The sequence below is a fragment of the Microvirga soli genome (assembly GCF_016734765.1).
GTDB classification, from domain to species: Bacteria; Pseudomonadota; Alphaproteobacteria; order Rhizobiales; family Beijerinckiaceae; genus Microvirga; species Microvirga soli.
Genome location: NZ_JAERQE010000013.1, coordinates 82,222 through 107,315, shown reverse-complemented (window position 1 = coordinate 107,315; position 25,094 = coordinate 82,222). Strand labels below are relative to the sequence as shown.

Here is a 25,094-nt window from a genome sequence, read left to right as displayed (position 1 = left end):
GACCAGACGGAGCACGGGAAGATCGACTACTGCTTGGATGCAGGCGGTGCTTGGGACTACGAGCTGAAGAAATGCAAGGGTGCCAGACCGGGCTACCATGGTCCGTAACTGGGCTTACCAGGACAGCATATCCGTAAACGCGATCGGCCGAACCGGCTGCCGGTCCACCCAATCCTGCACGTGATCCGAGACGAGATCGCCTTTGTGGAGGCCCAATTCCTCCGCGTGGATGCCGCGGGCGATCATCAGGGCGTCGATGCCGAAGCCCACGGCGCCTGCGATGTCGGTGCGGATCGCGTCGCCGACCGCCAGCACCCTCCCCTTCGGGATCGGATGACCGGCGAGATCGGACGCGACGGTGAGAGCTCGCTCATAGACCGGACGATGGGGCTTTCCCGCATAGAAGACCTCGCCGCCCATCTCCTCGTAGGCCAGCGCAATGGTGCCGGCGCAGGGCAGGATCATGTGGCCGCGCTCGACCACAAGATCGGGATTGGCGCAGACCATCAGCAGATTGCGCCGGCGCATGGCCTCGAGCTGCGGGCGGTAATCCTCGACCGTCTCCTCCTCGTCATTGTCGAAGCCGGAGCAGACCACGTAATCCGCCTCATCGATGGAGCCGAAGCGCACGTCGATTCCGTTGTAGATCGGCATGTCGCGGGGTGGGCCGATGTGGTGCACCACCTTGTCGATGCGCTCCTGGATGGCGAGCCGGGTCAGATCGCCCGAGGTCACGATGGCGTCGTAGGCCGAGCGGGGCACCTGGAAACCGTCGAGCTGCGTTCCCACCGAGGCGCCGGGGCGCGGGGCGTTGGAGACAAGCACCACCCGCCCGCCCTTGGCACGAAAGCGCGTGAGCGCGTTGCTCGCAGCCTCATAGGCTTTGACGCCGTTGTGCAGCACGCCCCAGACATCGCAAAGGATAAGGTCGTAATTCTCGGCGAGAGATTGGAGGCCCTCGACGTGAAGGGGACGGGATGAGGCGGTCATGAGGGCTCACTTGTTAGGAGCCCCGGCGGGTAGGACCTTGCGACCTTCAAGTCAACCGGCGCGCCGGAGGCGGGTTGGCGCATCCTCCAGGCCGAAGGGGCGCGGCAGCTCCTGCTCGCCGGCGATCTCCGGTTTCACCGGTCGCGGGGCCGCGAAGGCGAAGCCCTGTGCGAGCGGGACGCCGAGGTCGGCGAGAACCGGCACCATGTGATCCTGGTCCACCCGCTCGGCGATCAGACGGATGCCCTGGCGGCGCAGCGTGGAGGAGAAGTCCCGCACGTCGAGCTCCGGTCCCGCATAGCGTCCGTCCTGCTGCTCGGCGGCCTTGATCATCAGATCGGCCGGCAGCTTCATGAAGCGGATGCCCAGATCGGCCAGCGCTTTCGCATCGAACCGGAGATCGGCGGCGCGATCGAGGGAGAACGGCACGCCGCGCTCCCGCAGGCTCGCCAGCGCGGCCTTGAGGTCGCCATCGAGATGGCGCCAGCTGTGCTGGGGTAGTTCCAGGACGATCCTGCCGAGGATTTCGGGGGAGGAATCCAGCAGCCCGGCGAGCGACCACAGGAAGCCTGGCTCGACGATTGCATGGGCCGACAGGTTTACTCCCACGATGGCCTCGCTGCCGCGCGCCATGAGATGGCGGGCGACTGCCATGGCGCGGATCAGGATCCGCCGGTCGAAATCGGACGCGCGGCCGGCGCATTCCAGAATGGGCAGGAACTCGGCTGGGGCCAGCAGGGTCCCGTCCGCCAGGCGCAGCCGCGCCAGGACTTCATAGAAGCGGATCTTGGCTTGCGGCAGCGACACGATGGGCTGCAGGTGCAGCTCGATCCGGTCCGCCTCGAAAGCCTGGGTGACGAGCCTGATCCGGCTCGTCTCGTCGGCCGAAAGCCTGCGGATGGAAGGCAGCAGGGACGGCTCGGGAAAACGCTCGGAACCGGCGACCGACCCGCCCACGAGCGCAAGGGCGGGCCTGCCACGCAGCATGAGGTCAGCCTGGGCGCCGCTCTCCGGCGCATCGGCGGCTTTGGCGAGCTCCCGCAGAAGCCCGGCCGGTCCCTCTCCCGCTCTCCTGCCTGGGCTCCGCACAGATGCGGAATGCAGGCCCGCCCCGGCCTGCTGCCGCAGAATGAGAAGACCGGCGATCACCATCGTGATCAGAACGGCAAAGGCCGGCATGACGAGCCCCGCCTCCAACGGCACATAGGCCGCGGCGGATGCCGTCAGAAAGGCCGGCGTGAAGGCGAGCAAAGCCGCCTTCCGGCCCTTCAGGACCGGATTCATTTTCTTGGTAATGACCATGGGTGCCCCCGCTCCCCTGGCTCGGGTTCTATGCCCGAATCAGTGTCTTAACCGAAAGTGAATCAAGACGAATCGCGAGGCAAGTTTCGTATTCCCGCAATGGACATTTTTGCGCAACCGCGCGTTGCTCGCTCAGGACCGGTCAGTCAGTTTGGAAAGGGCGTATCGATGGAAGAGCCGCGCAAGGACCTGCTCATGCAGGTTGATGGAATGACCTGCCAGGGCTGCGTCACTTCGGTCACCAAGGCGATCCAGCGCCTGGATCCCGGCGCCAAGGTCGAGGTGGACCTCGATCATGGACGGGTGCACGTAGTCACCACGGCGCAGGCTCTTGAAGTGACCCAGGCCCTCAATGGAGCCGGCTATGAGGCGACCGGCATGACGATGTAGCTCAAGGGTTGCGCCCTGCTCATGGCTCGGGCCAAAGTTCCTTTTGCCGCGTCCGGAAACGGCTGCTAGGCTCCCGGCCAGTTATTTCCGGGGATTAGCCATGACCGCCCAGATTTCCAGAGCCGCCAACGACTCGCTTGCACCCAACGATCTCGAGGCCTGGTGGCTTCCGTTCACGGCAAACCGCTCCTTCAAGCAGCGGCCCCGGATGATCGCCCGCGCCAAGGACATGTACTACTACACGCCCGAGGGCCGTGAGGTGATCGACGGCGCTGCCGGTCTCTGGTGCTGCAATGCGGGCCACAACCGGGACGAGATCACCCAGGCCATCCAGGCCCAGGCGGCGGAACTCGACTACTCGCCGGCCTTCCAGTTCGGCCATGCGGGCGGCTTCGCCCTGGCCTCCCGCCTCGCCCAGCTCGCGCCCGGCGACCTGAACCATGTGTTCTTCTGCAACTCGGGCTCCGAGGCCGTGGATACGGCGCTCAAGGTTGCCCTCGCCTACTGGAACGCGAAGGGCCAGGGCAGCAAGACGCGCCTGATCGGCCGCGAGCGCGGCTATCACGGCGTCGGCTTCGGCGGCATCTCGGTGGGCGGCATCGTCAAGAACCGCCAGTTCTTCGGCTCGCTGCTGGCAGGCGTCGACCACCTGCCCCACACCTATAACCGCGAGCAGCAGGCCTTCTCCCGCGGCGAGCCCGAATGGGGCGCACATCTCGCGGACGAGCTCGAGCGCATCGTGGCGCTGCACGACGCCTCGACGATTGCGGCCGTGATCGTCGAGCCCATGGCCGGCTCCACCGGCGTGCTGGCCCCGCCCAAGGGCTATCTCAAGCGCCTGCGCGAGATCTGCGACAAGCACGGCATCCTGCTGATCTTCGACGAGGTCATCACCGGCTTCGGCCGCCTCGGCACGGCCTTCGCGGCCGAGCGCTACGGTGTCATCCCGGACATGATCACCTTCGCCAAGGGGGTGAATTCCGGCGCCGTGCCCATGGGCGGCGTGATGGTGCGCCAGGGGCTCTACGACACCTTCATGAAGGGTCCGGAGCACATGATCGAGCTGTTCCACGGCTACACCTATTCCGGCCATCCTCTCGCCTGTGCGGCAGCCCTTGCCGCCCAGGACATCTACCGGGACGAGAAGCTGTTCGAGCGGGCCAAGGCCCTTGAGCCGGTCTGGGCCGATGCGATCCACGGCCTCAAGAGCCTGCCGAACGTGCTCGACATCCGCACCATCGGCATCGTGGGCGCCATCGACCTCGCCTCGCGTCCCGACGCGGTCGGCGCCCGCGCCTTCGAGGCCATGGATCGCGGCTTCCAGGAGCACGGTATCATGATGCGCGTCACCGGCGACACCATCGCCCTCTCGCCGCCGCTCATCATCACCGAGGAGCAGATCGGCGAGATCGTCGACAAGCTCACCAAGGTGATTAGGGCGGTGGCGTAAGCCACCTCTCCATACTCTCCACGTCATGGCCGTCCCCGGACTTGATCCGGGATCAGTCCCGGCCATCCACGTTTTAAGAGCCTGAAAACGTGGATCCCCGAACCACGTCTAGGGAGGACGAAGAGGGTGTCATCTCGGACGGCGCAGCCGATCCGGGATCGTGTTCAGGATGGAGCGCTGGCTTCCCTCCCCCTTGTGGAGAGGGGTGGCCGCGGCAGCGGTCGGGGTGGGGGTGCCAGCGCCAACTTGGTTTCAGGAGGGCGCTCACACCCCCACCTCCAACTCCTCCCCACAAGGGGGAGGAGAGTTCTCGCGCCATTCTCGTCCAACGATCCCGGATCTGCGCTGCGCTTCGTCCGGGATGACCGGTGCTGTTGCGCTAATCGCAACAACCCTTGCCCCTCCCCGCCGCAGGGAGTAGGACCGCAGCACGTTTTCCCCCATTCCAACGGCTGCTGTAAAAACCCATGTCCAAGGCCGACACGATCAAGGCCCGCGCCCCGCGCGGCTTTGCCGACCGCAACCCCGCCGATCTTGCCGCTACCGAGCGCATGCTCGCGGCGATCCGTGAATCCTATGAGCTCTACGGCTTTGAGGGCGTCGAGACGCCCTTCGTCGAGTACACGGATTCCCTCGGCAAGTTCCTGCCCGATCAGGACCGCCCGAACGAGGGCGTGTTCTCGTTCCAGGACGATGACGATCAGTGGCTTTCGCTCCGCTACGACCTGACCGCGCCGCTCGCCCGCTACGTGGCCGAGAACTTCGATGCCCTGCCCAAGCCCTATCGCAGCTACCGGGCCGGCTGGGTGTTCCGCAACGAGAAGCCCGGCCCCGGCCGGTTCCGCCAGTTCATGCAGTTCGACGCCGACACGGTGGGTGCTGCTTCCGTCGCGGCCGATGCGGAAATCTGCATGATGGCCGCCGATACCATGGAGCGGCTTGGGCTCAAGCGCGGCGACTTCATCATCAAGATCAACAATCGCAAGGTTCTGGACGGTGTGCTCGAAGCCATCGGCCTTGGCGGCGAGGATAAGGCTGGCCAGCGCCTCACGGTGCTACGCGCCATCGACAAGCTCGATCGCCTCGGGCCTGAGGGCGTGAGCCAGCTCCTCGGCGCAGGCCGCAAGGACGAGAGCGGCGACTTCACGAAGGGTGCAGGCCTCGGATCCGATGCCATTGAACGCGTGCTGGCCTTCACGGCTGCAAAAGGCACGGACAATGCGGCCACGGTCGAGAACCTGCGCAAGGTGGTCGGCTCGTCGGCGCGCGGCCTTGAAGGCGCGGACGAACTCGCGGAGATCGCCTCGCTCGTCGCCTCCTCCGGCTACGGGGATCGCGTGACCATCGACCCCTCCGTGGTGCGCGGCCTCGAATACTACACCGGCCCGGTCTACGAAGCCGAGCTGACCTTCCAGGTTCAGGACGAGGACGGGCGCCCCGTCCGCTTCGGCTCGGTGGGCGGCGGCGGGCGCTATGACGGCCTTGTCGGCCGCTTCCGCTCCGAGCCCGTTCCGGCCACCGGCTTCTCCATCGGCGTGTCGCGCCTGCTCTCGGCCCTGCAGATGGTGAAGAGCCCCATCGTGTCGGGCGCGCAGACGCCCGGTCCGGTGGTGGTGCTCGTCATGGACAAGGACCAGATCGCTGCCTACCAGCGCATGGTCTCGACCTTGCGGCAGGCCGGCATCCGGGCCGAGCTCTATCTCGGCTCGTCGGGCATGAAGGCACAGATGAAATATGCCGACAAGCGGCAGAGCCCCTGCGTGATCATCCAGGGCTCGAACGAGCGCGAGCGTGGCGAGGTCGAAATCAAGGACCTGATCGAGGGCGCCAAGGCCGCCGGGGCCATCGCGTCCAACGAGGAATGGAAGGCCGCCCGCCCGGCGCAGTTCTCGGTCGCCGAGAGCAAGCTGGTCGAGGCTGTGCGCGAGGTTCTGAGCCGCCATTTCGGCTAAGCTTGACCGCTCGGGAACCCCCATGCTGACCTGGGGGTTGTCTGGGAAAGCTTGACCATCAGGAGATGAACATGGCGAAGGACAAGAAGAGCGGCAGCAAGGCGAAGAAAGACTCCGGCAAGAGCACCGGCACGAAGCTGGCGAAAACGGCCAAGAAGTCCGGTCTCATGGACCTGATCAACTCGGATCTCGGCCGCGAGATTCTGGCCGACGCCCTGATCGCTGCAGCCGGCGCGGCCGCGACCGTCCTCACCCGGACCCGCACGGCGAAGAAAGCCGGTGCGGCCGCCGCCAATGCGGGCTCGCAAACCGCCGACCTGACCCAGACGGCCGCAGGCGCCGTCGCCGGCGTCATGACGGAAGCCGCCCGCCACTTCCTGCCCCCGAGCCTCATGGGCGAAGAGGGTGGCGCGGAAAAGAAGGCGGAGCCCAAGAAGGTAAAATACGTGAACCGCTCGAGCGATCACAGCAAGCGGAAGACGACGAAGGCCAAGAGCGTGAAGAGCGCCACCGCCGACAAGCGCTAAGGTCCTCAGCCCTCAACCTAGTTCTATCGTCATGGCCGGGCCCGTCCCGGCCATTCACGTTTTACGCTTCAGACTTCCAAACAATTCCAAACCTCATCCCGCAGAGCCGCTATGGAGCCCCCTCCCGTCATGGCCGGGCTTGTTCCGGCCATCCCGCTCATGTGAAGCGCCACCGTTTCCTAATCGGGATCACCGGCACAGGGCCGGTGATGACGTGAATAAGTGTCATCCCCGGCAGCCGCAGGCCGGGAAAGGGACCCATGGCGCTGAGCGCGTGAGTGGCCTCCCTTCCCCTCCGCTGACGCTCCGGCCGGGAATGACGCTGCACGGATCCTTTCCCTCCCTCCTTTGCGGGGGAGGGTGGCGAACAAAGTGAGCTGGGAGAGGGTCAGTGCTCGACTTCTCACGGCCCCTCTCCCGACCTGCTGCGCCGGCCACCCTCTCCCGCAGAGGGGGGAGGAGCAGCAGTTTACGTGTTCTCATTTTGTTCTTGACAATTCTCCTAAGCTCGGCTATAGCTAAGGACATCCTCGTCCAATGAGGGGCGCGCTCGCGAGGCGTCGCAAGAGTGGGACGGGGAGCGGTCCTGCCGCAGGCCTCGCACGCCTGTGATCGCAGGGGGCCGATCTGGCATGCCTCCAGGTCCGCTAAAACAAACCGCGCGTGACGAGCAGCTTGGCTCTCACTTCTCACCATCACATCGAGCCGGGCTGCGCACCACGCCACCCTCGATTGACCTGACGGCTTGAGGCTTCCCGGCCTCAGGCCCGAAGGCGCTGGCTGTTTGACAATCCACCACCCGCGTCATCCCGGACGAAGCGCAGCGCAGATCCGGGATCGTCAGACCAGTCCAGCATTGTCATCCCGGGGCCGCGCCAGCGGAGCCCGGGATCCATAACCGCCGACGAGGCAGAACGAGGCGCAACACTTCCCGCCCTCCTTGAGGCGTCGGCGGCTCTGAATCCCCGCCTGCGCAAAGATGCCAGCGGCAAGGCTCCGCCCCCTCCGTTCACCCTTCCTGCCAAAAACAATCGCCTTCGCGCCCGGGCATTGCTAGAGAGCATGCCAGCATAAGGATCGAGCCAAGCCAGTGACGGAGACGGATGCCATTGTTGCGCTGATCGCGCTGTTCGAGCGCGAGGGCTATGCGCGTGTCGAGCCGCCGGTGCTCCAGCCTGCGGACGTGTTCATCGACCTGTCGGGCGAGGATATCCGGCGGCGCATGTTCGTGACGCAGGATGCGGCCGGCACGGAGCTGTGCCTGCGGCCGGAATACACCATTCCCGTCTGCCTTCAGCATCTCGCCCAGCGCGGCGCCGAGCCTCTGGGCTATTCCTATGGCGGCCCGGTCTTCCGCATGCGCCCCCATGAGAGCGGCGAGTTTCTGCAGGCGGGGCTGGAATCCATCGGCCGCACGGATGTGTCGGCGGTCGATGCGGAAATCCTGTCGCTGGCCCTGGAGGGCCTTGCCCAAATCGGCAGCTCCGACCCCGTGGTAAAGCTCGGCGACATGGGCCTCCTCCATGCCCTGATCGACGCCCTGGGGGTCGCGCCCGCCGCCAAGCGGCGCGTGATCCGCGCCATCGTGTCGGGCCAGGGGCTGGCGAGCCTTGCCGAGCCCGAAGGCTCGGGCACCCAAGAGCATGCCGGCCTTCTCGCCGCCATCGAGGGGCAGGCTCCCCAGGCGGCAAAAGCCTTCGTCGAGGACATCCTGTCGATTGCAGGCATCGCCAGCGTCGGCGGACGCAGCGCGGGCGAGATCGCCGAACGCTTCCTGGCCCGCGCGGCCAACCGCACCGGCCTCCCCGATGAGGCCCGGCAGGTGCTGGAACGCTACCTCTCCATCGCGGGCGATCCGGATCAGGCGGCTCACGCGGTCCGGGCCCTGGCCAGGGATGCGGGCCTCGATATCGGCCCGGCCCTGACCCTGTTCGAGGAGCGCACCGGCTTCATGGCCGCGCGCGGCCTCGATGTCCGCAGCTTCTCGTTTGCCGCCACCTTCGCGCGCAACCTCGACTACTACACGGGCTTCATCTTCGAGGTGCAGGACCCGCGCCGCAGCGACGGAAAGCCTGTCGTCGGCGGCGGGCGCTATGACCGCCTGCTGGAGCACCTGGGCGCCGAGGCGCCGATCCCGGCGGTCGGCTGCTCCTTCTGGCTCGACCGCATCGTGGGGAGGCCCTGATGACCGATACTCCCCTCATCCTGGCCGTTCCCTCCAAGGGGCGCCTGCAGGAGAACGCGGCCGCGTTCTTCGCCCGCGCCGGCCTGGTCTTCACCCAGTCGCGCGGGGCCCGCGATTATCGCGGCACGCTCAAGGGCGTTCCGGACGTGGAGGTCGCCTTTCTCTCGGCCTCCGAGATCGTGAGCCAGCTGGCCAGCGGCACGGCTCATCTCGGCATCACCGGCGAGGACCTGGTCCGCGAGCAGATCCCAGACGCGGATGCGGTCGTCGAGCTGCTGACGCCGCTCGGCTTCGGCCATGCCAACGTGGTCGTGGCCGTGCCGCAGGCCTGGATCGACGTGCGCAGCATGGCCGACCTCGACGAGGTGGCGGCCGACATCCGCGCTCGCCACGGCACCAAGATGCGGGTCGCGACGAAATACGTGAACCTCACCCGCCGCTTCTTCGCCGAGAAGGGCGTGTCCGACTACCGGATCGTCGAGAGCCTGGGCGCTACGGAAGGCGCGCCGGGCGCGGGCTCGGCGGAGCTGATCGTCGACATCACCACCACCGGGGCGACGCTTGCGGCCAACGCCCTGAAGATCCTCGACGACGGCGTGATGCTGCGCTCCGAGGCCAATCTCGTGGCCTCCACCCGGGCGCCCTGGACGGACCGGGCCAAGGCTGCCGCGACCGCCGTGCTGACGCGCATTGCCGCCGAAGAGGAGGCGCGCACCAGCCGTGAGGTTCGGGCCTGCCTCGACCCGGCGAAAGCCTCGGCCCTTCTGCCGCTGGCGAGGGAGCATGGCGCCACCCTGCCCTATGGCAACGCCCTGGGACGCGAGATCGTGCTCCATTGCCGCGCCGCGACCGTGTTCGACATCGTGTCGGCCCTGCAGAGCCTCGGGGCCCAGGACATCTCCGTCCGGGCCTTCGATTATCTGTTCCGCCCCACCAATGCCCTCACCGAGCGGCTGCTAGGGCGGATCGGTTAGGTGCGATTCCTCACGCGAGGATAGGACAACATTGCCGCTGGAGCGCCTTGGGCGTTGCCTCAACGCTCAAGGACCCTTATGGTCCGGGCGTTTTTCCGATGTAGAGGTTCCGATGAAAGCGCTTCGACTTGCGACATGCCTGATGGCTCTGGCCACCGCCTCGGGAGCTCATGCCCAGTCAGCCGCCGCAACCCTCGGCCGCCCGGTTGGCCCGACCCGCCAGGTGGACACCAAGGTTCCGCAGCCCGGCCAGACAGGCAAGGTCTTCCCGCTGAATTCATCCTGGGTGGCTGTCAGCCTGAACGGCAAGTCTTTCACCGGCGAGCGTCCGAGCTTCAGGCTCGACGACCAGATGCGCGCCACCGGCTTTGCCGGCTGCAACACCTATGCGACTGCGGCCTACCCGCTGCGCGAGCAAGCTCTGGCCGTCGGCCCCTTCGCCTTAACGAAGAAGAGCTGCGACAAGTCCGCCATGGCCATCGAGCAGTCCTTCCTCGTGGCGCTCCGCTCCTCGGGCAAGTGGGACATCCAGGGCCGCAACCTGATCATCAAGACCCAGAACGGCGGTCAGCTGGTCTTGGAGCGCGCGCTCTAAGACTTACCTGACTTGAACGGAAAAGGCCGGCTTTACGCCGGCCTTTTTGTCGTGCGTGGGATATGCGTCATCCCGGATCGGCTGCGCCGTCCGGGATGACGCATGAGGCTACTCCGCAAGCTCGGCCTGACGCAGGTCAACGGGAGTGGAAAGGCCGCTCTCCGTCTTCTTCATGTCGATGCGCCGGTCGTGATACGCCGCCAGAGTCGAGCGATGGCCGATGGAGACCACGGTCGTCTGCGGCAGCTTTTCCCGAATGATCCGGTAGATCTCCGCCTCGGTGGGTTCATCCAGGGCAGCCGTCGCCTCGTCCAGGAACAGCCAGTCGGGCTTGGTGAGAAGCGCACGGGCCACCGCAAGGCGCTGCTGCTCGCCAAGCGACAAGGTCTGGGCCCAGGCCCGCTCCTCATCGAGGCGCTCCGCGATTTGGGGCAGTTTGGCAGTCCGCAACGCCTCCGCCATCTCGGCGTCGGTGTAGGCGTCGACCTTGCCCGGATAGGTGACGGCATCACGAAGGGTGCCGATGGGAATGTAAGGCCGCTGCGGCAGGAGCATCATGGTCTGCCCCTCCGGCACCAGAACCTCGCCCTCGCCGAAGGGCCAAATGCCGGCGATGGCGCGGAACAGGGTCGACTTGCCCGAGCCCGACGGGCCGGTCATGAGCGTGCGTTCGCCCGGACGGAAGGTCAGCGCATCCGTGTGCAGCAGGGCGCTGCCGTCGGGCAGACGCACGTCCAGATTCTGCAGGCGCAGTTCGCGACCGGGCGCTTCCGTGATCGCAAGCTTGCTCTCGCCGCCGACCCGCTGCGCCGACGCGATGGCGCCCTCAAAGGTGGTGAGGCGGTCGAGCACGGCCTTGTAGTCAGCGAGCGTCGTATAGATCGTGATGAAATAGGTGAGAGCCGACTCCACCCGCGAGAAGGCGCCGACCACCTGCTGCATCTGGCCGAGCGAGATCTTGCCGATGAAGTAGTAGGGTGCCGTGAGGATATAGGGCACCACCACGTTGGCCTGGAAATAAGCGGACGTGAAGGTGTTCAGTTTGATGAGGCGGACGACGATCCGCATATAGTTGTCGACGATCTGGCCAAAGCGCCGGGCAATGCCTTCCCGCTCGGCCGGTTCGCCGGACAGAAGCGCCACCTGCTCGGTGTACTCGCGCAGACGCGCCAGGGAGAAGCGATAGTTCGCCTCCACCCGCTCCTGCTCGAAGTTGAGGCCGATGAGCGGGCGGCCGATCAAGTGGGTGATCCAGGTGCCGAGAATGGCGTAGCCGGCGCAGACCCAGACCAAAAGGCCCGGCACTTCCACGTTGGTGCCGGGGAAGGTGAAGCCCGCCGAGATGGTCCAGAGAATCGCCACGAAGGACACCAGGGTGGCAGCCTGGTTCATGAGACCGACGGAAAGCGAATACGTGCTCTCGACGAACTTGCGCAGGTCTTCCGAGATACGCTGGTCCGGATTGTCCGCACCGCGACCGAGAAGCTGCATACGGTAATGAGCGCCGTCGCCCAGCCACTCGCCGACATAATAAGTGTTGAGATAGGCGCGCCAGCGAATGGTGAGCACGTTCTGCAGAAGCACTTCGGTGAGCGCAATCGCCACGAAGACTGCGGCAAGCGGCGTGAAGATGACAAAGAGCTGATACCAGAAGGCCGCCGCATCCTTGGCCTCGAGCGCATTGAACATATCGCGCGAGAAGAAGCTGAGGCGGACATTGAGGGCGACCTGGGCAAGGTTGATCGCGATCAGGAAGCCGATCATCCATGTGCCGATGGTACCTTCCCGTGCCCGCACGAGGCCGATGAACGGGATGCGGATGATGCTGTCGGCCTGGGATTCAAGATAACGGTCTGCAATGCGGCAGATGGTGCGCACCACAGGGACATAGGCGAGCCCGTAGATAAGGGCACCGAACGCCGTCGCGCCGAGTGCAGCAGATGGCGGCGGAACGTAGCCCGTGTAATCGCCCGTGATGCCCCCCAGCGCAGCTCCGAGGATGAGAGCGAACAGCACGAGATGGGTGGCGCAGAGCATCACGAGGAAGATGCGCAGGAACTTCGGGATGTCGCGCCCGACGAACATCACCCCGGCCAAGGCCAGGGTGGAGAGGGGCAGGTAGAACGGAACCGAGACCGCTCCGGACATGGAACCCGCGAGAACGCCCAGTCCTATAAGTGCCAGCACGAGGCTCGCCTTGATCATACGTATCTCCTGCCAGGGTCCCTGCCCCGGCTCTTAGAAACTCAAGGCAGCCGGATCAATGGCGCTTGTGGCGAAAGAAAGGAGGAACTTCCTCTTGGGGCAAGCGATAGCAGCCTTGTGACAACAGCAACAGGCGCTTAAATCACCCAAACGTTCTTCAAAACAGATTGTCCTATTTAAAGAACGAAACAGTTGACATAGAGAACGCAATGGCTCATGTGTCAGATCCACCCAAGATGAAAGTGTCCGAAGGCGAATTGATGAACGCCCCCCTTGGCTATATCGGCGACACGCCGGCGCACCGCCTGATTCCGGCCCAGCCCGTCGTGCGCCTGGAAAAGGTCTCGAAGACCTTCCCCGGCCGCGACGGCCAGGCCGTGACGGCTTTGCGCGAGACCGACCTCGCGGTGCCGCAAGGCTCCATCCTCGGCGTGATCGGCCGCTCCGGCGCCGGCAAGTCGACCCTGATCCGCCTCGTCAACGGCCTGGAGAAGCCCAGTTCCGGCAAGGTGATCGTGGACGGCGCCGACATCGCGGCCTTGCCCGAAGCGGCCCTGCGCCATGCCCGCCGCTCCATCGGCATGATCTTCCAGCACTTCAACCTGCTCTCATCGCGCACGGCCGCCCAGAACATCGCCCTCCCCCTTGAGGTGGCGGGCTTCGACAAGGCGGAAATCAGGACGCGGGTCGAGGAGTTGCTCGCTCTCGTCGGCCTCTCGGACAAGCGCAACCGTTATCCGTCCGAACTCTCCGGCGGCCAGAAGCAGCGCGTCGGCATCGCCCGCGCGCTCGCCACCAAGCCCAAGGTTCTGCTCTCCGACGAAGCGACCTCGGCTCTCGACCCGGAGACCACCCGGTCGATCCTTGATCTGCTTGCGCGCATCAATGACGAACTCGGCCTCACCATCCTGCTCATCACCCACGAGATGGCGGTGATCCGCAACATCGCCCGCGAGGTCGCGGTGATCGAGGGCGGCCACATCGTCGAGCAGGGCGACGTGTTCGAGGTCTTCACCCGGCCGCAGCACGAGGTAACCCGCTCGTTCCTGGCCGACGAATCCGGTCGCGCTCTGCCGCCCTATGTGTCGAGCCGCCTTCGTCCTGACGCGACAAGCCGAAGCCAGGCTGTGATCCGCATCGGCTTCCGTGGGCCTCATGCCACCGACCCGGTTCTCGCGCGGCTTGCGCGCGATCTCAACATCGAAGCCAACATCCTGTCCGGCTCGGTCGACGAGATTGCTGGACGCCCCTTCGGCACCCTGGTCGTGGGCGTACCGGAAACATCGGTTTCCACCACCCTCGACTTTCTGAAAAAGCACGGTCTCGACACGGAGGTCCTCGGCTATGTCGCCTGAGATGATCAACCTCATCGCCGCCTCCACGGGCGAAACCCTCTACATGGTTGCGGTCTCGGCTCTGATCGCAACCCTCTTCGGGCTGCCGCTCGGCGTCTTTCTCGCCACGTCCGGAAAGGGCGAGCTGTTCGCCGCTCCCTGGGTCAATCGCGTGCTCGGCGTTGTGGTCAACGCCACGCGTTCGACACCCTTCATCATCCTCGTGGTCGCGATCATTCCCTTCACGCGCCTGATCGCCGGCACCTCCATCGGCACCAATGCGGCCATCGTGCCGCTGACCATTGCCGCAACGCCGTTCATCGCGCGTCTTATCGAGGGTGCGATCCGCGAGGTGGATCAAGGCTTGATCGAAGCAGCACGCGCTTTCGGTGCGACCCCGCTTCAGATCGTGCTGAAAGTGCTTATCCCGGAGGCCCTGCCCGGCATCGTGCTCGGCCTGACGCTCGCCATCGTGTCGCTGCTCGGCTTCTCGGCCATGGTGGGTGCGGTCGGCGGCGGAGGCCTGGGCGATCTCGGCATCCGCTACGGCTACCAGCGCTTCATGCCCGAGATGATGCTTGCGGTCGTGGTCGTGCTCATCGTCCTCGTCCAGGCGGTGCAGAGCATCGGCGACCGCCTCGCCCGCCGGCTCAACAAGCGCATCCGCCACGCCTGATCATTTAAAAAAGTTCGCATAAGGAGTACCAAGAATGTCTCTGAAGAAACTCGGCCTCGCGACCATCCTGTCTCTCTCCGCTCTGCCGGCTCTCGCGCAGACGCAGACCGTCCGCATCGCTGCGACGCCCGGCCCGCATGCGCAGATCCTCGAAGCCGTGAAGCCCATTGCGGCCAAGAAGGGCCTCGATCTCAAGATCGTCGAGTTCTCCGATTACGTGGTGCCGAACACGGCGCTCGCCGGCGGCGACATCGAGGCGAACTCGTTCCAGAACCAGCCCTATCTCGACAACCAGGTGGCCGACCGCGGCTACAAGATCGAGAGCGTGGCGCTTACCGTGAACTTCCCGATCGGGATCTACTCCAAGAAGCACAAGAGCCTCGACGCGCTCCCGAGCGGCGCGACGATCTCGATCCCCAACGATCCGACCAATGGCGGCCGCGCCCTCATCCTCCTGCAGGACAAGGGCCTCATCAAGCTCAAGGAAGGCACAGGCTACAAGCCGACGCCCCTCGACGTGACCGACAACCCGAAGAAGATCAAGTTCGTCGAGATCGAAGCAGCCCAGGGACCGCGCGTACTCGCCGACGTGGACGCTGCCGTCATCAACACCAACTACGCGACCTCCGGCGGTCTCGACCCGGTGAAGGATCCCATCGCCCGCGAGAACCCCAAGGGCCCTTACGTAAACATCATCGCCGTGCGCAGCGAAGACAAGAACAAGCCCTGGGTGAAGGCTCTCGTCGAGTCCTACCACACCCCCGAGGTGAAGGCGTTCATCGAGGAGAAGTTCAAGGGCTCGGTCCTGACCTCCTGGTAAGGGCCACACGCCTCATACCATTTCAGAAGGCCGGGCCCTGCGCTCGGCCTTTCCCGTTCTGCCGCTGGTCTGCTGCAACGGCCTTGACAAAGGAGCCGGCTAACCTTCCCATCGCATGGTCTTCAAAAAAGTCGGCCCGGGAAAGGCCGATGCTCCGGGAGGAATTGCATGCGACTTTCATTGATGGGCATGGCTCTTACCACGGCCCTGTGCGCCGCTCCGCTTGCCGCGCAGGCTCAGGCCCCTATCACCATCTACTGCTCGATCCTGGAGGAACAGTGCCGCATCGGCGTTGCCGCTTTCGAAAAGGCAACCGGCGCCAAGGCCACGATGGTACGCAAGAGCACCGGCGAGACTCTCGCTCAGATCAGGGCCGAGGCCTCCAACCCGCGCGCCGACGTGTGGTGGGGCGGGCCCGGCGATTCCCACATCCAGGCTGCCGAGGAAGGTCTGACGGTCGAGTACAAGTCACCGAAGATTTCCGAACTTCACGACTGGGCGCAGCGCTTCGCCGAGCAGGCGAAGTACCGCGCGACGGGCACCTATCTCGGGGCTCTCGGCATCGGATACAACACGAAGGTCATCCAGAGCCGCGGCCTGCCGGAGCCGAAATGCTGGGCTGATCTGCTCGATCCGAAATACCGCGACGAGGTGCAGGTCTCCGATCCGAACTCCTCGGGCACGGCCTATGTGTTCCTCGCATCCCTCGTGCAGCTCATGGGCGAGGACAAGGCCTTTGACTACATGAAGGGCCTGCACAAGAACATCAATCAATACACCAAGTCGGGCGCGGCTCCCGTGAAGGCCGTGGCGCTGGGCGAGACCGGCATCGCCATCGCGTTCATGCACGACATGGTGACGATGATTGCCGACGGCGCACCCGTGAAAACCCTCGCGCCCTGTGAAGGCACAGGTTACGAGATCGGCTCCATCTCGCTCGTGAAGGGCGGCCGCAACCTGGAGACGGCGCAGAAGTTCGTGGACTGGGCGCTCTCTTCCGAAGCGCAGAAGCTCGTCGGCGCCGACATGAAGATCTACTCCATCGCGTCGAACAAGAGCGCGCCAGTCTCGCCGGATGCGCCGAAGCTCTCCGATATGAAGCTGATCAACTACGACACGGCCAAATACGGCTCAGTGGCCGAGCGCACGCGCCTGCTCAAGAAGTGGGACGCCGAGGTCAAGTCGGCGCCGAGATAAACTCAAAGCCATGCGTCTCAAAACAAGGCCGGATGAAGAGCCCGGCCTTTTCTTTGCAATGTCACTTCTGCCGCGGCTCCTTCAGGTTCTCTCCGGCCGTCACGAGGCGCCCCGCCCTCTTGGCCTTCACGGCTTCGAGAAGCGTCCAGGCGGCGTTGCGCACCTCATCCTGCACGGCCACGTCTTGGTCGAGCTCCTCGTGGCTCGTGGCGTAGGGCTTCCAGTAGCCGATATAGCGATCGAGCTCTGCGGCACTGCCTGCCGGGATGAGGTCCATGGCGCGCAGCCAGTCGGAAAGGCTGCGCCGGACATCGCCCGCGCCCTCCGCGTCACCATGGACGATGACGGAGAACAGACGGCCTTCGAGGTGCTTGGGATAATCCCAGCCCTTGAGCTCCATAGCCTTCGCGATGTCGGTCTTCTTGCCCTGGGTCGAGGTCGGGTCCGGGTTGCCGCCATCGGCGCAGACGAGCCGGTCCATCATCAGCTTCAAGGGCGAGGACACCTGATACCAGTTGACCGGCGTGACGACCATCACCCCGTGAGCCTCAACCCATTTCGGGTAGATGTCGTTCATCCAGTCGTGCGTCTGCCCGAGCGAGTAATTGGGATAGCAGGAGCACGGCCAGTGGCACAAAGCCGCCGCCGTGGAGAAGCAGGCCTTGCAGGGATGGATGTGGCGTCCGTATTCCGAGGTGAGGCGGCTGAGTTCCAGCACCTCGACCTCGGCGTTCTCCGCGCTCGCGAGAACCTGATGGGCGATCTCCACGAGACGATAGCTCTTGGACATTTCGCCCGGGCATGTGTGCTCGCTGCGGGACGAGGCCGAAATCAGAAGAAAACGCGCCGGCCCGTTCGGGTCCTCATGCCGCTGCTGCGCCACGTCGATGGCGTCCTTCGCGGCGATCCAGTCGACCGCAAGATCGTAATCGGGGTCGGCAAAGCCCGGTCCGGCCTTGCGGGTTTTGGGACTTTTACGGTGATGGCTGTAGGCGTCCCAAGCTGCGTCGGCAATCCGCTGCAGCTCGCTCCCGAGCGGCTCGTAGGCCGGGTCCTGAAACTGCTCGAGAAATCGCTTCCGGAACTCGCTTTCATTGAGGGTCGGATCGGGCGTGCCCTTCCGTGCTTCTGGAGTGGACAAGGCGCAGCTCCTGCGTCGCGGCATGGTTGCCAAGCTTGGAACGCAGGGTATCCATGCCGGTTCCGGCCTGTCGCTTGAGTTGAACCATCACTATTTGCTTATCGCCTCCAAAGCCCTACCTCCCTGCCGCACGACCAACGGAGCCGCCGATGCCGACCATACCCATGATCCGCCTGAACGATGGAAACACGATGCCGCAAGTGGGCTTCGGCGTCTGGCGGGTTTCCAATGAGGAGGCCAAGAGCGCTGTTGCCGGGGCCATCGAGGCGGGCTACCGCTCGATTGATACCGCTTCCATCTACGGTAACGAGGAGGGCGTGGGAGAGGCCATTCGCTCGACACCCATCGCGCGCGAAGAGCTGTTCATCACCACCAAGGTATGGAACGACCGTCAGGGCTACGACAGCACCCTGCGTGCCTTCGACGAAAGCCTGGCGCGTTTGAGGCTCGAACATGTTGACCTCTACCTCATCCACTGGCCAATGGTGGACAGCGAGGCCTATCGCGACACCTGGCGGGCGCTGATCAAGCTGCAGCAGGATGGACGCGCGAAATCCATCGGCGTCTCGAATTTCATGGTGCCGCACATGCAGCGCGTGATGGACGAGACCGGCGTGACGCCGGCCGTCAACCAGATCGAGCTGCATCCGCGTTTCCAGCAGAAGGAGCTGAGCGCCTTCCACAAGGCGAACGGCATCGTGACGGAATGCTGGGGGCCGCTCGGCCAGGGCAAGATTTTGTCGGAAGACACCTTCGCGGCCATCGGCCGGAAATACGGCAAGAGTTCCGCTCAGGTCATCCTGCGCTGGCACCTCGACAACGGCTTCGTGGTCATTCCGAAATCCGTGACGCCGTCGCGCATCCGCGAGAACATCGACGTCTTCGATTTCAAGCTCGATGCGGACGACATGAGGGGCATTGAGCGCCTGGACAGCGCCTCGGGCCGCGTCGGTCCTGACCCGGCGGTGTTCGCCTGATTGTCGGGAATGCGTGCTACAGGTGGCCTTTCGCCGGGCCGCCTGTTGCCTCGAACTGCCTGTAGATGGTCTCCGCGATGGGGAGCAGCTGCGCGCGCTCCACTTTTGCAGTGACCACGTAGGACAGCCCGTTATCGATCCAGGAGAAGGCTGATACGTCGTCGCGAGACTCGAAGCGGAACGACGTCTGCTCTTCGGTTCCGCCGGACCGCGCATAGAGCGTGAGACGGTTGCCGCCTGTATTCTCATACATGAAGAAAGCGGCCGCCTCGCCGCTGTCCGGGAGAAGCCGCCCGCCGATGAGCCTGTAGCCCTGCGCCGTCAGGTTCGGAGCCGTCAGCGGCTTGCCGACACGACGCGACAGCCATTGTACGAGATGCGCCTCCTGCTCGGCCGGCACTTCGACCGGATGCAAGCGCTCGCTCACATAGATCCGATGCGCCGCGATGGCATTGCCCGCGACGCTCGCCTCTGCCACATGATCTGTGCCGGACCACCAGACCCCGCCGGCCGCCCCCGCGACACCGCCGATGAGAAGCCCCACCACAGCAGCAACGGCCGCAGCGCGCCTGTGCGCCGGACGGCGCCGCGCAGCCATGAGGTTGGAGATCCGAAGGCGTGAGGGAACAGGCTCCGCGGCTTTGAAGGCCAGCCGGGCACGCAACGCCTCGCGCAGATCGACTTCCTGCTTCACCTGATCGGCCAGGGCGGGATGGTCGTCCAGATAAGACCTCACCGCCTCGCGCCGCGACGAGCCAAGCCTGCCGTCCACATAGGCCTGCAGATCGTCTTCTCCGATGGGTCGCTCGCCCGTCACTTTACTCTCCTCAAGACGGTGCCACGCCCATTCTCCACAAATTCCCGCAGCCGCGCCCTGGCCCGGCTCAGGCGCGACATGACCGTGCCGAGGGGAATTCCCAAAACCTTCGCGGCCTGTTCGTAGGACAGATCCTCGACGCCGACCAGCAGCAGAAGCGAGCGCTGCTCCTCGGGCAGAGCATCCAGGCCTGTGAGAACATCGCGCAGGCCGACATGGCTCTCAGGATCCGTCCCAGGAGCCTGAACGTCGTTCAGAGCCTCCTCGCCCACTTGGGCTCCGCGTGCCTTACGCTGCCTCAAGCCGTTGAGGAACAGGTTACGCTGAATGGTGAAGAGCCAGGCTCGGAGGTCTCCCTCCAGGCGGCGCTGGCCCCACCGGCTGATCGCCCGCTCGAGGGTGTCCTGGACGAGATCGTCCGCTGCCTCACGGTCGCGCAGTAAGGCCCAGGCGTAACGCCTGAGGGCCGGAATCTGCGGTTCGAGCAGGGAGGCGATCTCGTCCAAGGTCAGCTCTCAAATCGGGCCATTATTCAAGAATGAACCGCCGGTCCCGGCAAGCCTTACGGCATCGCCACATGCCAGACATTGTTGACGCCATCGCCCGTGACCTCGCCGGGCTTCGTGTCCTTCACCCAAAGATAGAGCGGCTTGCCCTTGTAAGCCCACTGCTTGGAGCCGTCGTCACGGGTCACCACGCTCCAATCGCCGGACGCGGAGGCGCTCGCTGCAGCCATCAGCGGCGGCCAGTTCTGGGCGCATTGACCGTTGCAGGCAGACTTACCGGCCGCGTCGCGATCAAAGGTGTAGAGCGTCATGCCCTTGGCATCGACGAGGGCCTTGCCTTTGCTCGTGTCCGCAACCTTCGCGGGGGCGGCAGTCTGAGCAAGAGCGGCGGATGCAGCGATGAGGGCTGCGGCCAGGATGGCGGGGCGCAGGATCTGTTTCATGGGTGTCCTCCGGGTCAGATGTGACCACAACCCCTAAGACACCGGCCGGAACCTCTTATTCCCGCAAGCTTGACAACATTCTGTGCGTCTCACCGCCCCATGGGGTGAAACCGCGACGGATCGTCGAGGGGCTCGCGAAGCTCGATCCGGTGGCGACCATTGTCGCGGATCTGCGCCGTCCGGTAGGTACCATCCAGATCGTCCTGCGGCGGCTGGAGAATGTCGACACCAGCCTTCTCAAGGCGCCTCACCTCACGGTCGACATCAGGCACGAGCAGACTGACCACGGGAACCGGAGTTACCTGGACGGAGGCCGTCGCTTCAGGCTCTTGGGGCAGGATGTGATCGGCCTCGGAAACCTCCAGCAGGAAGCCGCTTCGCTCCAGCACAGCCTTGCGCCCCTGCACGAGGTTCTCGCTGTCAAGCAATCGGAAGCCCAGCGTGTCTCGATACCACCGGACGCTCTCATCGAAATCGGGCGTGCGGATCGAGGCCGAGCTCGGACGGGGCTCGGTGTCGGCAGCCGCCGGCGACAAGGCTGCGAGCCCGAAGCAGGCGATGATCAGCTGCGCCGCGAGGAGGACCCGCCGGCCTTTCGAAAGAATGGATTGTCCTGCGCTCACGTGTCGATCCTCGCTTAGCCAGCTATCGCTTAGCCGTATACACATGAACGCGCAGAGAGGCAGATCGTTTGGCAACGGGCTAGCTATGCAGTCAGGTCATTCCTGAACGAGCTTGAGCAGCAGGGCCGACAATTGCCCTGCTTCCTTGTCGGTGAGCTTCGCGCTGATGAAGCGGTTGATCGCCGCGCCATAGACGCTCCACATCCGCCATTGAAGGGCCTTGCCCTCCTCGGTGATCTCGATCAGCTGGCGCCGTTTGTCGCCCGGAAAGGGAACGCGGCGCACCAGCCCCTCCTTCTCCATGCGGTCGAGCAGCCTTGAGAGGTTGTACTGCTCGAAGAGCACGGCCTCCTCGATTTCGCGCGGCGTGAGCCGCCCTTCAGGCCCGCGCTTCAGTTCGAGCAGCACGTCGTACCAGTGCAGGGACGGGAAGCCGGCGCTCTTCAGCTCCGCCTCGATCCGCCCGACCACTGTGCGTTCCGCCCGGATCAGGCGACCCCAGGCCCTGATGACGGAGGCGGATGGTTCCGGACGTGGTTCTTGCATTGCAGCAAAGCTTCCCTGTTTTTAATGCAATTGCATTAACATTGACAGATCCATGCATCTGCATCAAGTCATATGCACTTGCATGGAGATTTGCAATGTCACACGCTCAACCGACCAATTCCGACTATGCCGCCCTGCTCCTTCGGGTTTCGCTGGGCGTCATGTTCATCGCCCACAGCCTCATCCTGAAATGGATGACCTTCACGCTTGCCGGCACGGCGCAGTACTTCGAGTCCCTCGGCCTTCCTGGATTCCTTGCTTATGCCACCTTCTGGGCCGAACTCATCGGCGGCATCCTGCTCGTGCTCGGCGTTCAGAGCCGCTGGGTCGCGCTCGGCCTGCTGCCGGTTCTGTTCGGGGCCGCCTGGGTTCACATCGGTAACGGCTGGGTCTTTTCCGCTCAGGGCGGCGGCTGGGAATATCCGGTTTACCTGATCATCCTGTCCCTCGCGCAGGCCCTGCTGGGTGATGGCGCCTATGCCCTGAAGCCCTCCCGCTCGCTCTCCCTTTCCCCTGCCCCGGCGCTCAAGGCCGCGGCCTAACTCAACCTCAGAGGATTATCATGAAGCTCTATTATTATCCCGGCGCCTGCTCGCTCGCTCCCCACATTGTGGCCCGTGAGGCCGGCATTGCCGTCACCCTCGAGAAGGTGGATCTCGCCAACCGCACCACCGAGACCGGCGCGAATTTCGCCAGCATCAACCCGAAGGGCTATGTTCCGGCCCTCGGCCTGCAGGACGGCTCCGTGCTCACGGAGGCCAGCGCCATCATCCAGTACCTGGCAGACAACCAGGCCAACACGGACCTCGCGCCCGCTCACGGCACGATGGAGCGCTACCGCCTGCTGGAATGGCTCGGCTTCATCAGCACGGAAATCCACAAGGGCTTTGGCCCCCTCTGGAACCCGAGCACCCCGGATGCCGTGAAGGCCGCCACCAAGGAGCGCCTCGCGACCCGCTTCGCCCTCCTCGACGAAGCACTCGGCAAGCAGCCCTTCCTCACAGGCGACAAGTTCACCATTGCGGACGCCTACCTCTTCACGGTGGTGAACTGGACGAACTTCCACGGGATCGACATCTCATCCTTCCCGAACCTGCAGGCCTTCCAGGCCCGGGTCGCATCGCGACCGGCAGTGCAGCAGGCGCTGGAAGCCGAAGGGCTGACGAAGAAGGCTGCCTGAAGCTGATCCAAAAGATCCAGACAACAAAAAAGCCTCGGAAAAATCCGGGGCTTCTTATTTTCAGGCTGTGGTGGCTGGACTTCTTAGAAGTCCATGCCGCCCATACCACCCATGCCGCCGCCGCCCGGCATTGCCGGACCGTTGTCGCGCTTGGGAGCCTCGGCAACCATGGCCTCGGTCGTCACGAGCAGGCCGGCAACCGAAGCTGCGTCCTGCAGAGCCGTACGGACCACCTTCGCCGGATCGACGATACCGGCCTGGAGCATGTCCACGAACTCTTCCGTCTGAGCGTTGAAGCCGAAGGTGTCGGAGCCTGTGTTGTCGTTGATCTTGCCGACAACGATGGAGCCTTCGACACCGGCGTTCTCAGCGATCTGACGGATCGGAGCCTCAAGAGCGCGCAGCACGATCTTGATGCCGGCCTGGACGTCCGGGTTGTCGGTCGTGAGCTTCGCAACAGCGCCCTTGGCGCGCAGTAGAGCCGTGCCGCCGCCGGGGACGATGCCTTCTTCCACCGCAGCGCGGGTGGCGTTCAGAGCGTCGTCAACGCGGTCCTTCTTCTCCTTCACCTCGACCTCGGTCGCGCCGCCGACGCGGATCACCGCGACGCCGCCTGCGAGCTTGGCAAGACGCTCCTGGAGCTTCTCACGGTCGTAGTCCGAGGTGGTCTCCTCGATCTGCGCCTTGATCTGGCTGACACGAGCTTCGATGTCGGCCTTCTGGCCGGCGCCGTCGATGATCGTGGTGTTCTCCTTCTCGATGCGAACGCGCTTGGCGCGGCCGAGCATCGGGAGCTGCACGGTCTCGAGCTTGATGCCGAGGTCTTCCGAGATCGTCTGGCCGGCGGTCAGGACGGCGATGTCCTCGAGCATGGCCTTGCGGCGATCGCCGAAGCCCGGAGCCTTGACGGCAGCAATCTTGAGGCCGCCACGGAGCTTGTTGACCACGAGGGTCGCAAGAGCCTCGCCCTCAACGTCCTCAGCGATGATCAGCAGCGGCTTGCCGGTCTGAACGACAGCCTCAAGGATCGGCAGCATGGGCTGCAGCGAGGAGAGCTTCTTCTCGTGGATCAGGATGTAGGGATCCTCGAGCTCGGCCACCATCTTCTCGGCATTGGTGATGAAGTATGGCGAGAGGTAGCCGCGGTCGAACTGCATGCCTTCCACGACGTCGAGTTCGGTCTCGGCGGTCTTGGCTTCCTCAACCGTGATGACGCCCTCGTTGCCGACCTTCTGCATGGCATGGGCGATCATCTCGCCGATGTCCTTGTCGCCGTTGGCCGAAATCGTACCGACCTGGGCAACCTCGTCGGAGGACTTCACCTTCTTGGCACGGGACTGGATGTCCTTCACGGCCTCGGCGGTGGCCATATCGATGCCGCGCTTGAGATCCATCGGGTTCATGCCGGCAGCCACAGCCTTGGCGCCCTCGCGGACGATGGACTGAGCCAGAACCGTCGCGGTGGTGGTGCCGTCACCGGCGATGTCGTTGGTCTTCGAGGCCACTTCGCGCACCATCTGGGCGCCCATGTTCTCGAACTTGTCGGCGAGCTCGATCTCCTTGGCGACGGTGACGCCGTCCTTGGTGATGCGGGGAGCGCCGAAGGACTTCTCGATCACCACGTTGCGGCCCTTGGGGCCGAGGGTCACCTTCACCGCGTCGGCGAGAATGTCGACGCCGCGCAGCATCTTGTCGCGAGCATCGGAAGAAAACTTAACGTCTTTGGCAGCCATGGGCTTAGCCTCCAGTTAAATTGGAAAATCTGTGATGGGCTCGTGGCTCGATTAGCCGACGATGCCCATGATGTCGGATTCCTTCATGATCAGGAGATCCTGACCGTCGACACGCACCTCGGTGCCGGACCACTTGCCGAACAGGACGCGGTCGCCGGCCTTCACGTCGAGGGCGACAACCTTGCCGCTCTCATCGCGGGCGCCGGGGCCGACGGCGACGATCTCGCCCTCTTGCGGCTTCTCCTTGGCGGTGTCCGGGATGATGATGCCGCCAGCCGTCTTCTCTTCGGCTTCGATGCGGCGGACGACAACACGGTCGTGCAGCGGACGGAACTTCATGGAACTTCCCCTTTGACTGTTGGCGCAGCCCCTTTGGCCGCACCCTGGTCTTACGGCTGTTAGCACTGTTCGTTGACGAGTGCTAACGCTGGCCGCGAGATAGGCATAAGCCTGTCGGGAGTCAAGACATCTGCCTCAAGGTCAGGCTCAGAAAGAAGCCTTGACGGCCTATAGAGGCGGGTCATGATCGTT

The 25,094-nt window shown here is 64.6% G+C and carries 25 protein-coding genes; 14 read left to right on the top strand and 11 right to left on the bottom strand.

Features of this window, described 5'->3' with window-relative positions; genetic code table 11:
- Nucleotides 1–114 precede the first annotated feature (114 nt).
- Together JKL45_RS13590 and JKL45_RS13585 are read right to left on the bottom strand one after the other, a co-directional pair.
- Nucleotides 115–990 carry a TIGR01459 family HAD-type hydrolase gene (locus tag JKL45_RS13590; protein ID WP_201861670.1) on the bottom strand — a complete coding sequence of 292 codons (876 nt, stop codon included), beginning with the start codon at nucleotides 988–990 and terminating at the stop codon, nucleotides 115–117.
- 51 nt (nucleotides 991–1,041) lie between these two features.
- Entirely contained in the window at nucleotides 1,042–2,292 is a 1,251-nt protein-coding gene (locus JKL45_RS13585) for an EAL domain-containing protein (protein ID WP_201861668.1), read from the bottom strand.
- Nucleotides 2,293–2,460: 168 nt separating this feature from the next.
- Between JKL45_RS13585 and JKL45_RS13580 the strand changes: the two genes are divergently transcribed.
- The 7 genes from JKL45_RS13580 (at nucleotide 2,461) to JKL45_RS13550 (ending at nucleotide 10,365) form a co-directional block, all read left to right on the top strand.
- Nucleotides 2,461–2,682 (top strand): heavy-metal-associated domain-containing protein, encoded by a 222-nt coding sequence (locus JKL45_RS13580; RefSeq protein WP_201861666.1) that lies wholly within the window; start codon nucleotides 2,461–2,463, stop codon nucleotides 2,680–2,682.
- 100 nt (nucleotides 2,683–2,782) lie between these two features.
- Nucleotides 2,783–4,132, top strand: coding sequence for an omega-aminotransferase AptA (aptA, locus tag JKL45_RS13575; protein WP_201861664.1), 1,350 nt, complete (start codon nucleotides 2,783–2,785; stop codon nucleotides 4,130–4,132).
- A 467-nt stretch (nucleotides 4,133–4,599) separates the two neighbouring features.
- Entirely contained in the window at nucleotides 4,600–6,084 is a 1,485-nt protein-coding gene (gene hisS, locus JKL45_RS13570) for a histidine--tRNA ligase (protein WP_201861662.1), read from the top strand.
- A 71-nt stretch (nucleotides 6,085–6,155) separates the two neighbouring features.
- Complete coding sequence (locus tag JKL45_RS13565) at nucleotides 6,156–6,611, top strand: hypothetical protein (protein ID WP_201861660.1); 456 nt, start codon at nucleotides 6,156–6,158, stop codon at nucleotides 6,609–6,611.
- A gap of 1,090 nt (nucleotides 6,612–7,701) precedes the next feature.
- Complete coding sequence (locus tag JKL45_RS13560) at nucleotides 7,702–8,796, top strand: ATP phosphoribosyltransferase regulatory subunit (RefSeq protein ID WP_201861658.1); 1,095 nt, start codon at nucleotides 7,702–7,704, stop codon at nucleotides 8,794–8,796.
- Nucleotides 8,796–9,770: an ATP phosphoribosyltransferase gene (gene hisG, locus JKL45_RS13555; protein WP_201861657.1), complete on the top strand. Its 975-nt coding sequence runs from the start codon at nucleotides 8,796–8,798 to the stop codon at nucleotides 9,768–9,770. Before JKL45_RS13560 ends, hisG begins: the two co-directional genes overlap by 1 nt.
- Before the next feature lie 112 nt (nucleotides 9,771–9,882).
- Nucleotides 9,883–10,365 (top strand): META domain-containing protein, encoded by a 483-nt coding sequence (locus tag JKL45_RS13550; protein WP_201861654.1) that lies wholly within the window; start codon nucleotides 9,883–9,885, stop codon nucleotides 10,363–10,365.
- 108 nt (nucleotides 10,366–10,473) lie between these two features.
- On the opposite strand, the gene JKL45_RS13545 is transcribed toward JKL45_RS13550, so the two are convergent.
- Nucleotides 10,474–12,570, bottom strand: a complete 2,097-nt coding sequence (locus JKL45_RS13545) for an ABC transporter ATP-binding protein/permease (RefSeq protein ID WP_201861652.1) — start codon at nucleotides 12,568–12,570, stop codon at nucleotides 10,474–10,476.
- A 260-nt stretch (nucleotides 12,571–12,830) separates the two neighbouring features.
- Between JKL45_RS13545 and JKL45_RS13540 the strand changes: the two genes are divergently transcribed.
- The 4 genes from JKL45_RS13540 (at nucleotide 12,831) to JKL45_RS13525 (ending at nucleotide 16,597) form a co-directional block, all read left to right on the top strand.
- Complete coding sequence (locus JKL45_RS13540; protein ID WP_246498528.1) at nucleotides 12,831–13,925, top strand: methionine ABC transporter ATP-binding protein; 1,095 nt, start codon at nucleotides 12,831–12,833, stop codon at nucleotides 13,923–13,925.
- Nucleotides 13,915–14,580 carry a methionine ABC transporter permease gene (locus tag JKL45_RS13535; protein ID WP_183449793.1) on the top strand — a complete coding sequence of 222 codons (666 nt, stop codon included), beginning with the start codon at nucleotides 13,915–13,917 and terminating at the stop codon, nucleotides 14,578–14,580. Before JKL45_RS13540 ends, JKL45_RS13535 begins: the two co-directional genes overlap by 11 nt.
- 34 nt (nucleotides 14,581–14,614) lie before the next feature.
- Entirely contained in the window at nucleotides 14,615–15,400 is a 786-nt protein-coding gene (locus tag JKL45_RS13530; protein ID WP_201861651.1) for a MetQ/NlpA family ABC transporter substrate-binding protein, read from the top strand.
- A 168-nt stretch (nucleotides 15,401–15,568) separates the two neighbouring features.
- The gene (locus JKL45_RS13525) at nucleotides 15,569–16,597 is read left to right on the top strand and encodes an ABC transporter substrate-binding protein (RefSeq protein ID WP_201861650.1); all 1,029 of its coding nucleotides are present in this window, start codon (nucleotides 15,569–15,571) and stop codon (nucleotides 16,595–16,597) included.
- 61 nt (nucleotides 16,598–16,658) lie between these two features.
- Here JKL45_RS13525 and JKL45_RS13520 read toward each other — a convergent pair whose 3' ends face one another.
- Nucleotides 16,659–17,762 carry a flavodoxin family protein gene (locus JKL45_RS13520; RefSeq protein WP_201861646.1) on the bottom strand — a complete coding sequence of 368 codons (1,104 nt, stop codon included), beginning with the start codon at nucleotides 17,760–17,762 and terminating at the stop codon, nucleotides 16,659–16,661.
- 125 nt (nucleotides 17,763–17,887) lie between these two features.
- Between JKL45_RS13520 and JKL45_RS13515 the strand changes: the two genes are divergently transcribed.
- Nucleotides 17,888–18,715, top strand: a complete 828-nt coding sequence (locus JKL45_RS13515; RefSeq protein WP_201861645.1) for an aldo/keto reductase — start codon at nucleotides 17,888–17,890, stop codon at nucleotides 18,713–18,715.
- Nucleotides 18,716–18,731: 16 nt separating this feature from the next.
- Here JKL45_RS13515 and JKL45_RS13510 read toward each other — a convergent pair whose 3' ends face one another.
- The 5 genes from JKL45_RS13510 to JKL45_RS13490 all read right to left on the bottom strand — a co-directional run bounded on the left by JKL45_RS13510 (nucleotide 18,732) and on the right by JKL45_RS13490 (nucleotide 21,650).
- Nucleotides 18,732–19,532 (bottom strand): anti-sigma factor family protein, encoded by an 801-nt coding sequence (locus JKL45_RS13510; RefSeq protein ID WP_201861644.1) that lies wholly within the window; start codon nucleotides 19,530–19,532, stop codon nucleotides 18,732–18,734.
- Nucleotides 19,529–20,038 carry a sigma-70 family RNA polymerase sigma factor gene (locus tag JKL45_RS13505; protein WP_201861643.1) on the bottom strand — a complete coding sequence of 170 codons (510 nt, stop codon included), beginning with the start codon at nucleotides 20,036–20,038 and terminating at the stop codon, nucleotides 19,529–19,531. Before JKL45_RS13505 ends, JKL45_RS13510 begins: the two co-directional genes overlap by 4 nt.
- A gap of 56 nt (nucleotides 20,039–20,094) precedes the next feature.
- The gene (locus JKL45_RS13500; RefSeq protein ID WP_201861642.1) at nucleotides 20,095–20,481 is read right to left on the bottom strand and encodes a COG4315 family predicted lipoprotein; all 387 of its coding nucleotides are present in this window, start codon (nucleotides 20,479–20,481) and stop codon (nucleotides 20,095–20,097) included.
- A gap of 89 nt (nucleotides 20,482–20,570) precedes the next feature.
- Entirely contained in the window at nucleotides 20,571–21,104 is a 534-nt protein-coding gene (locus JKL45_RS13495) for a VOC family protein (RefSeq protein ID WP_201861641.1), read from the bottom strand.
- Between the two features lie 96 nt (nucleotides 21,105–21,200).
- On the bottom strand, nucleotides 21,201–21,650 hold the full coding sequence (locus JKL45_RS13490; protein ID WP_201861639.1) for a MarR family winged helix-turn-helix transcriptional regulator: 450 nt from the start codon (nucleotides 21,648–21,650) through the stop codon (nucleotides 21,201–21,203).
- Between the two features lie 95 nt (nucleotides 21,651–21,745).
- Here JKL45_RS13490 and JKL45_RS13485 point away from each other — a divergent pair, with 95 nt between their 5' ends.
- On the top strand, nucleotides 21,746–22,192 hold the full coding sequence (locus tag JKL45_RS13485; protein ID WP_201861637.1) for a DoxX family protein: 447 nt from the start codon (nucleotides 21,746–21,748) through the stop codon (nucleotides 22,190–22,192).
- 20 nt (nucleotides 22,193–22,212) lie between these two features.
- Entirely contained in the window at nucleotides 22,213–22,830 is a 618-nt protein-coding gene (gene gstA, locus JKL45_RS13480) for a glutathione transferase GstA (RefSeq protein WP_201861635.1), read from the top strand.
- A gap of 83 nt (nucleotides 22,831–22,913) precedes the next feature.
- Here gstA and groL read toward each other — a convergent pair whose 3' ends face one another.
- On the bottom strand, nucleotides 22,914–24,563 hold the full coding sequence (gene groL / locus JKL45_RS13475; protein WP_201861634.1) for a chaperonin GroEL: 1,650 nt from the start codon (nucleotides 24,561–24,563) through the stop codon (nucleotides 22,914–22,916).
- A gap of 51 nt (nucleotides 24,564–24,614) precedes the next feature.
- Nucleotides 24,615–24,902, bottom strand: a complete 288-nt coding sequence (gene groES, locus JKL45_RS13470) for a co-chaperone GroES (RefSeq protein ID WP_196263029.1) — start codon at nucleotides 24,900–24,902, stop codon at nucleotides 24,615–24,617.
- Nucleotides 24,903–25,094: the final 192 nt, after the last annotated feature.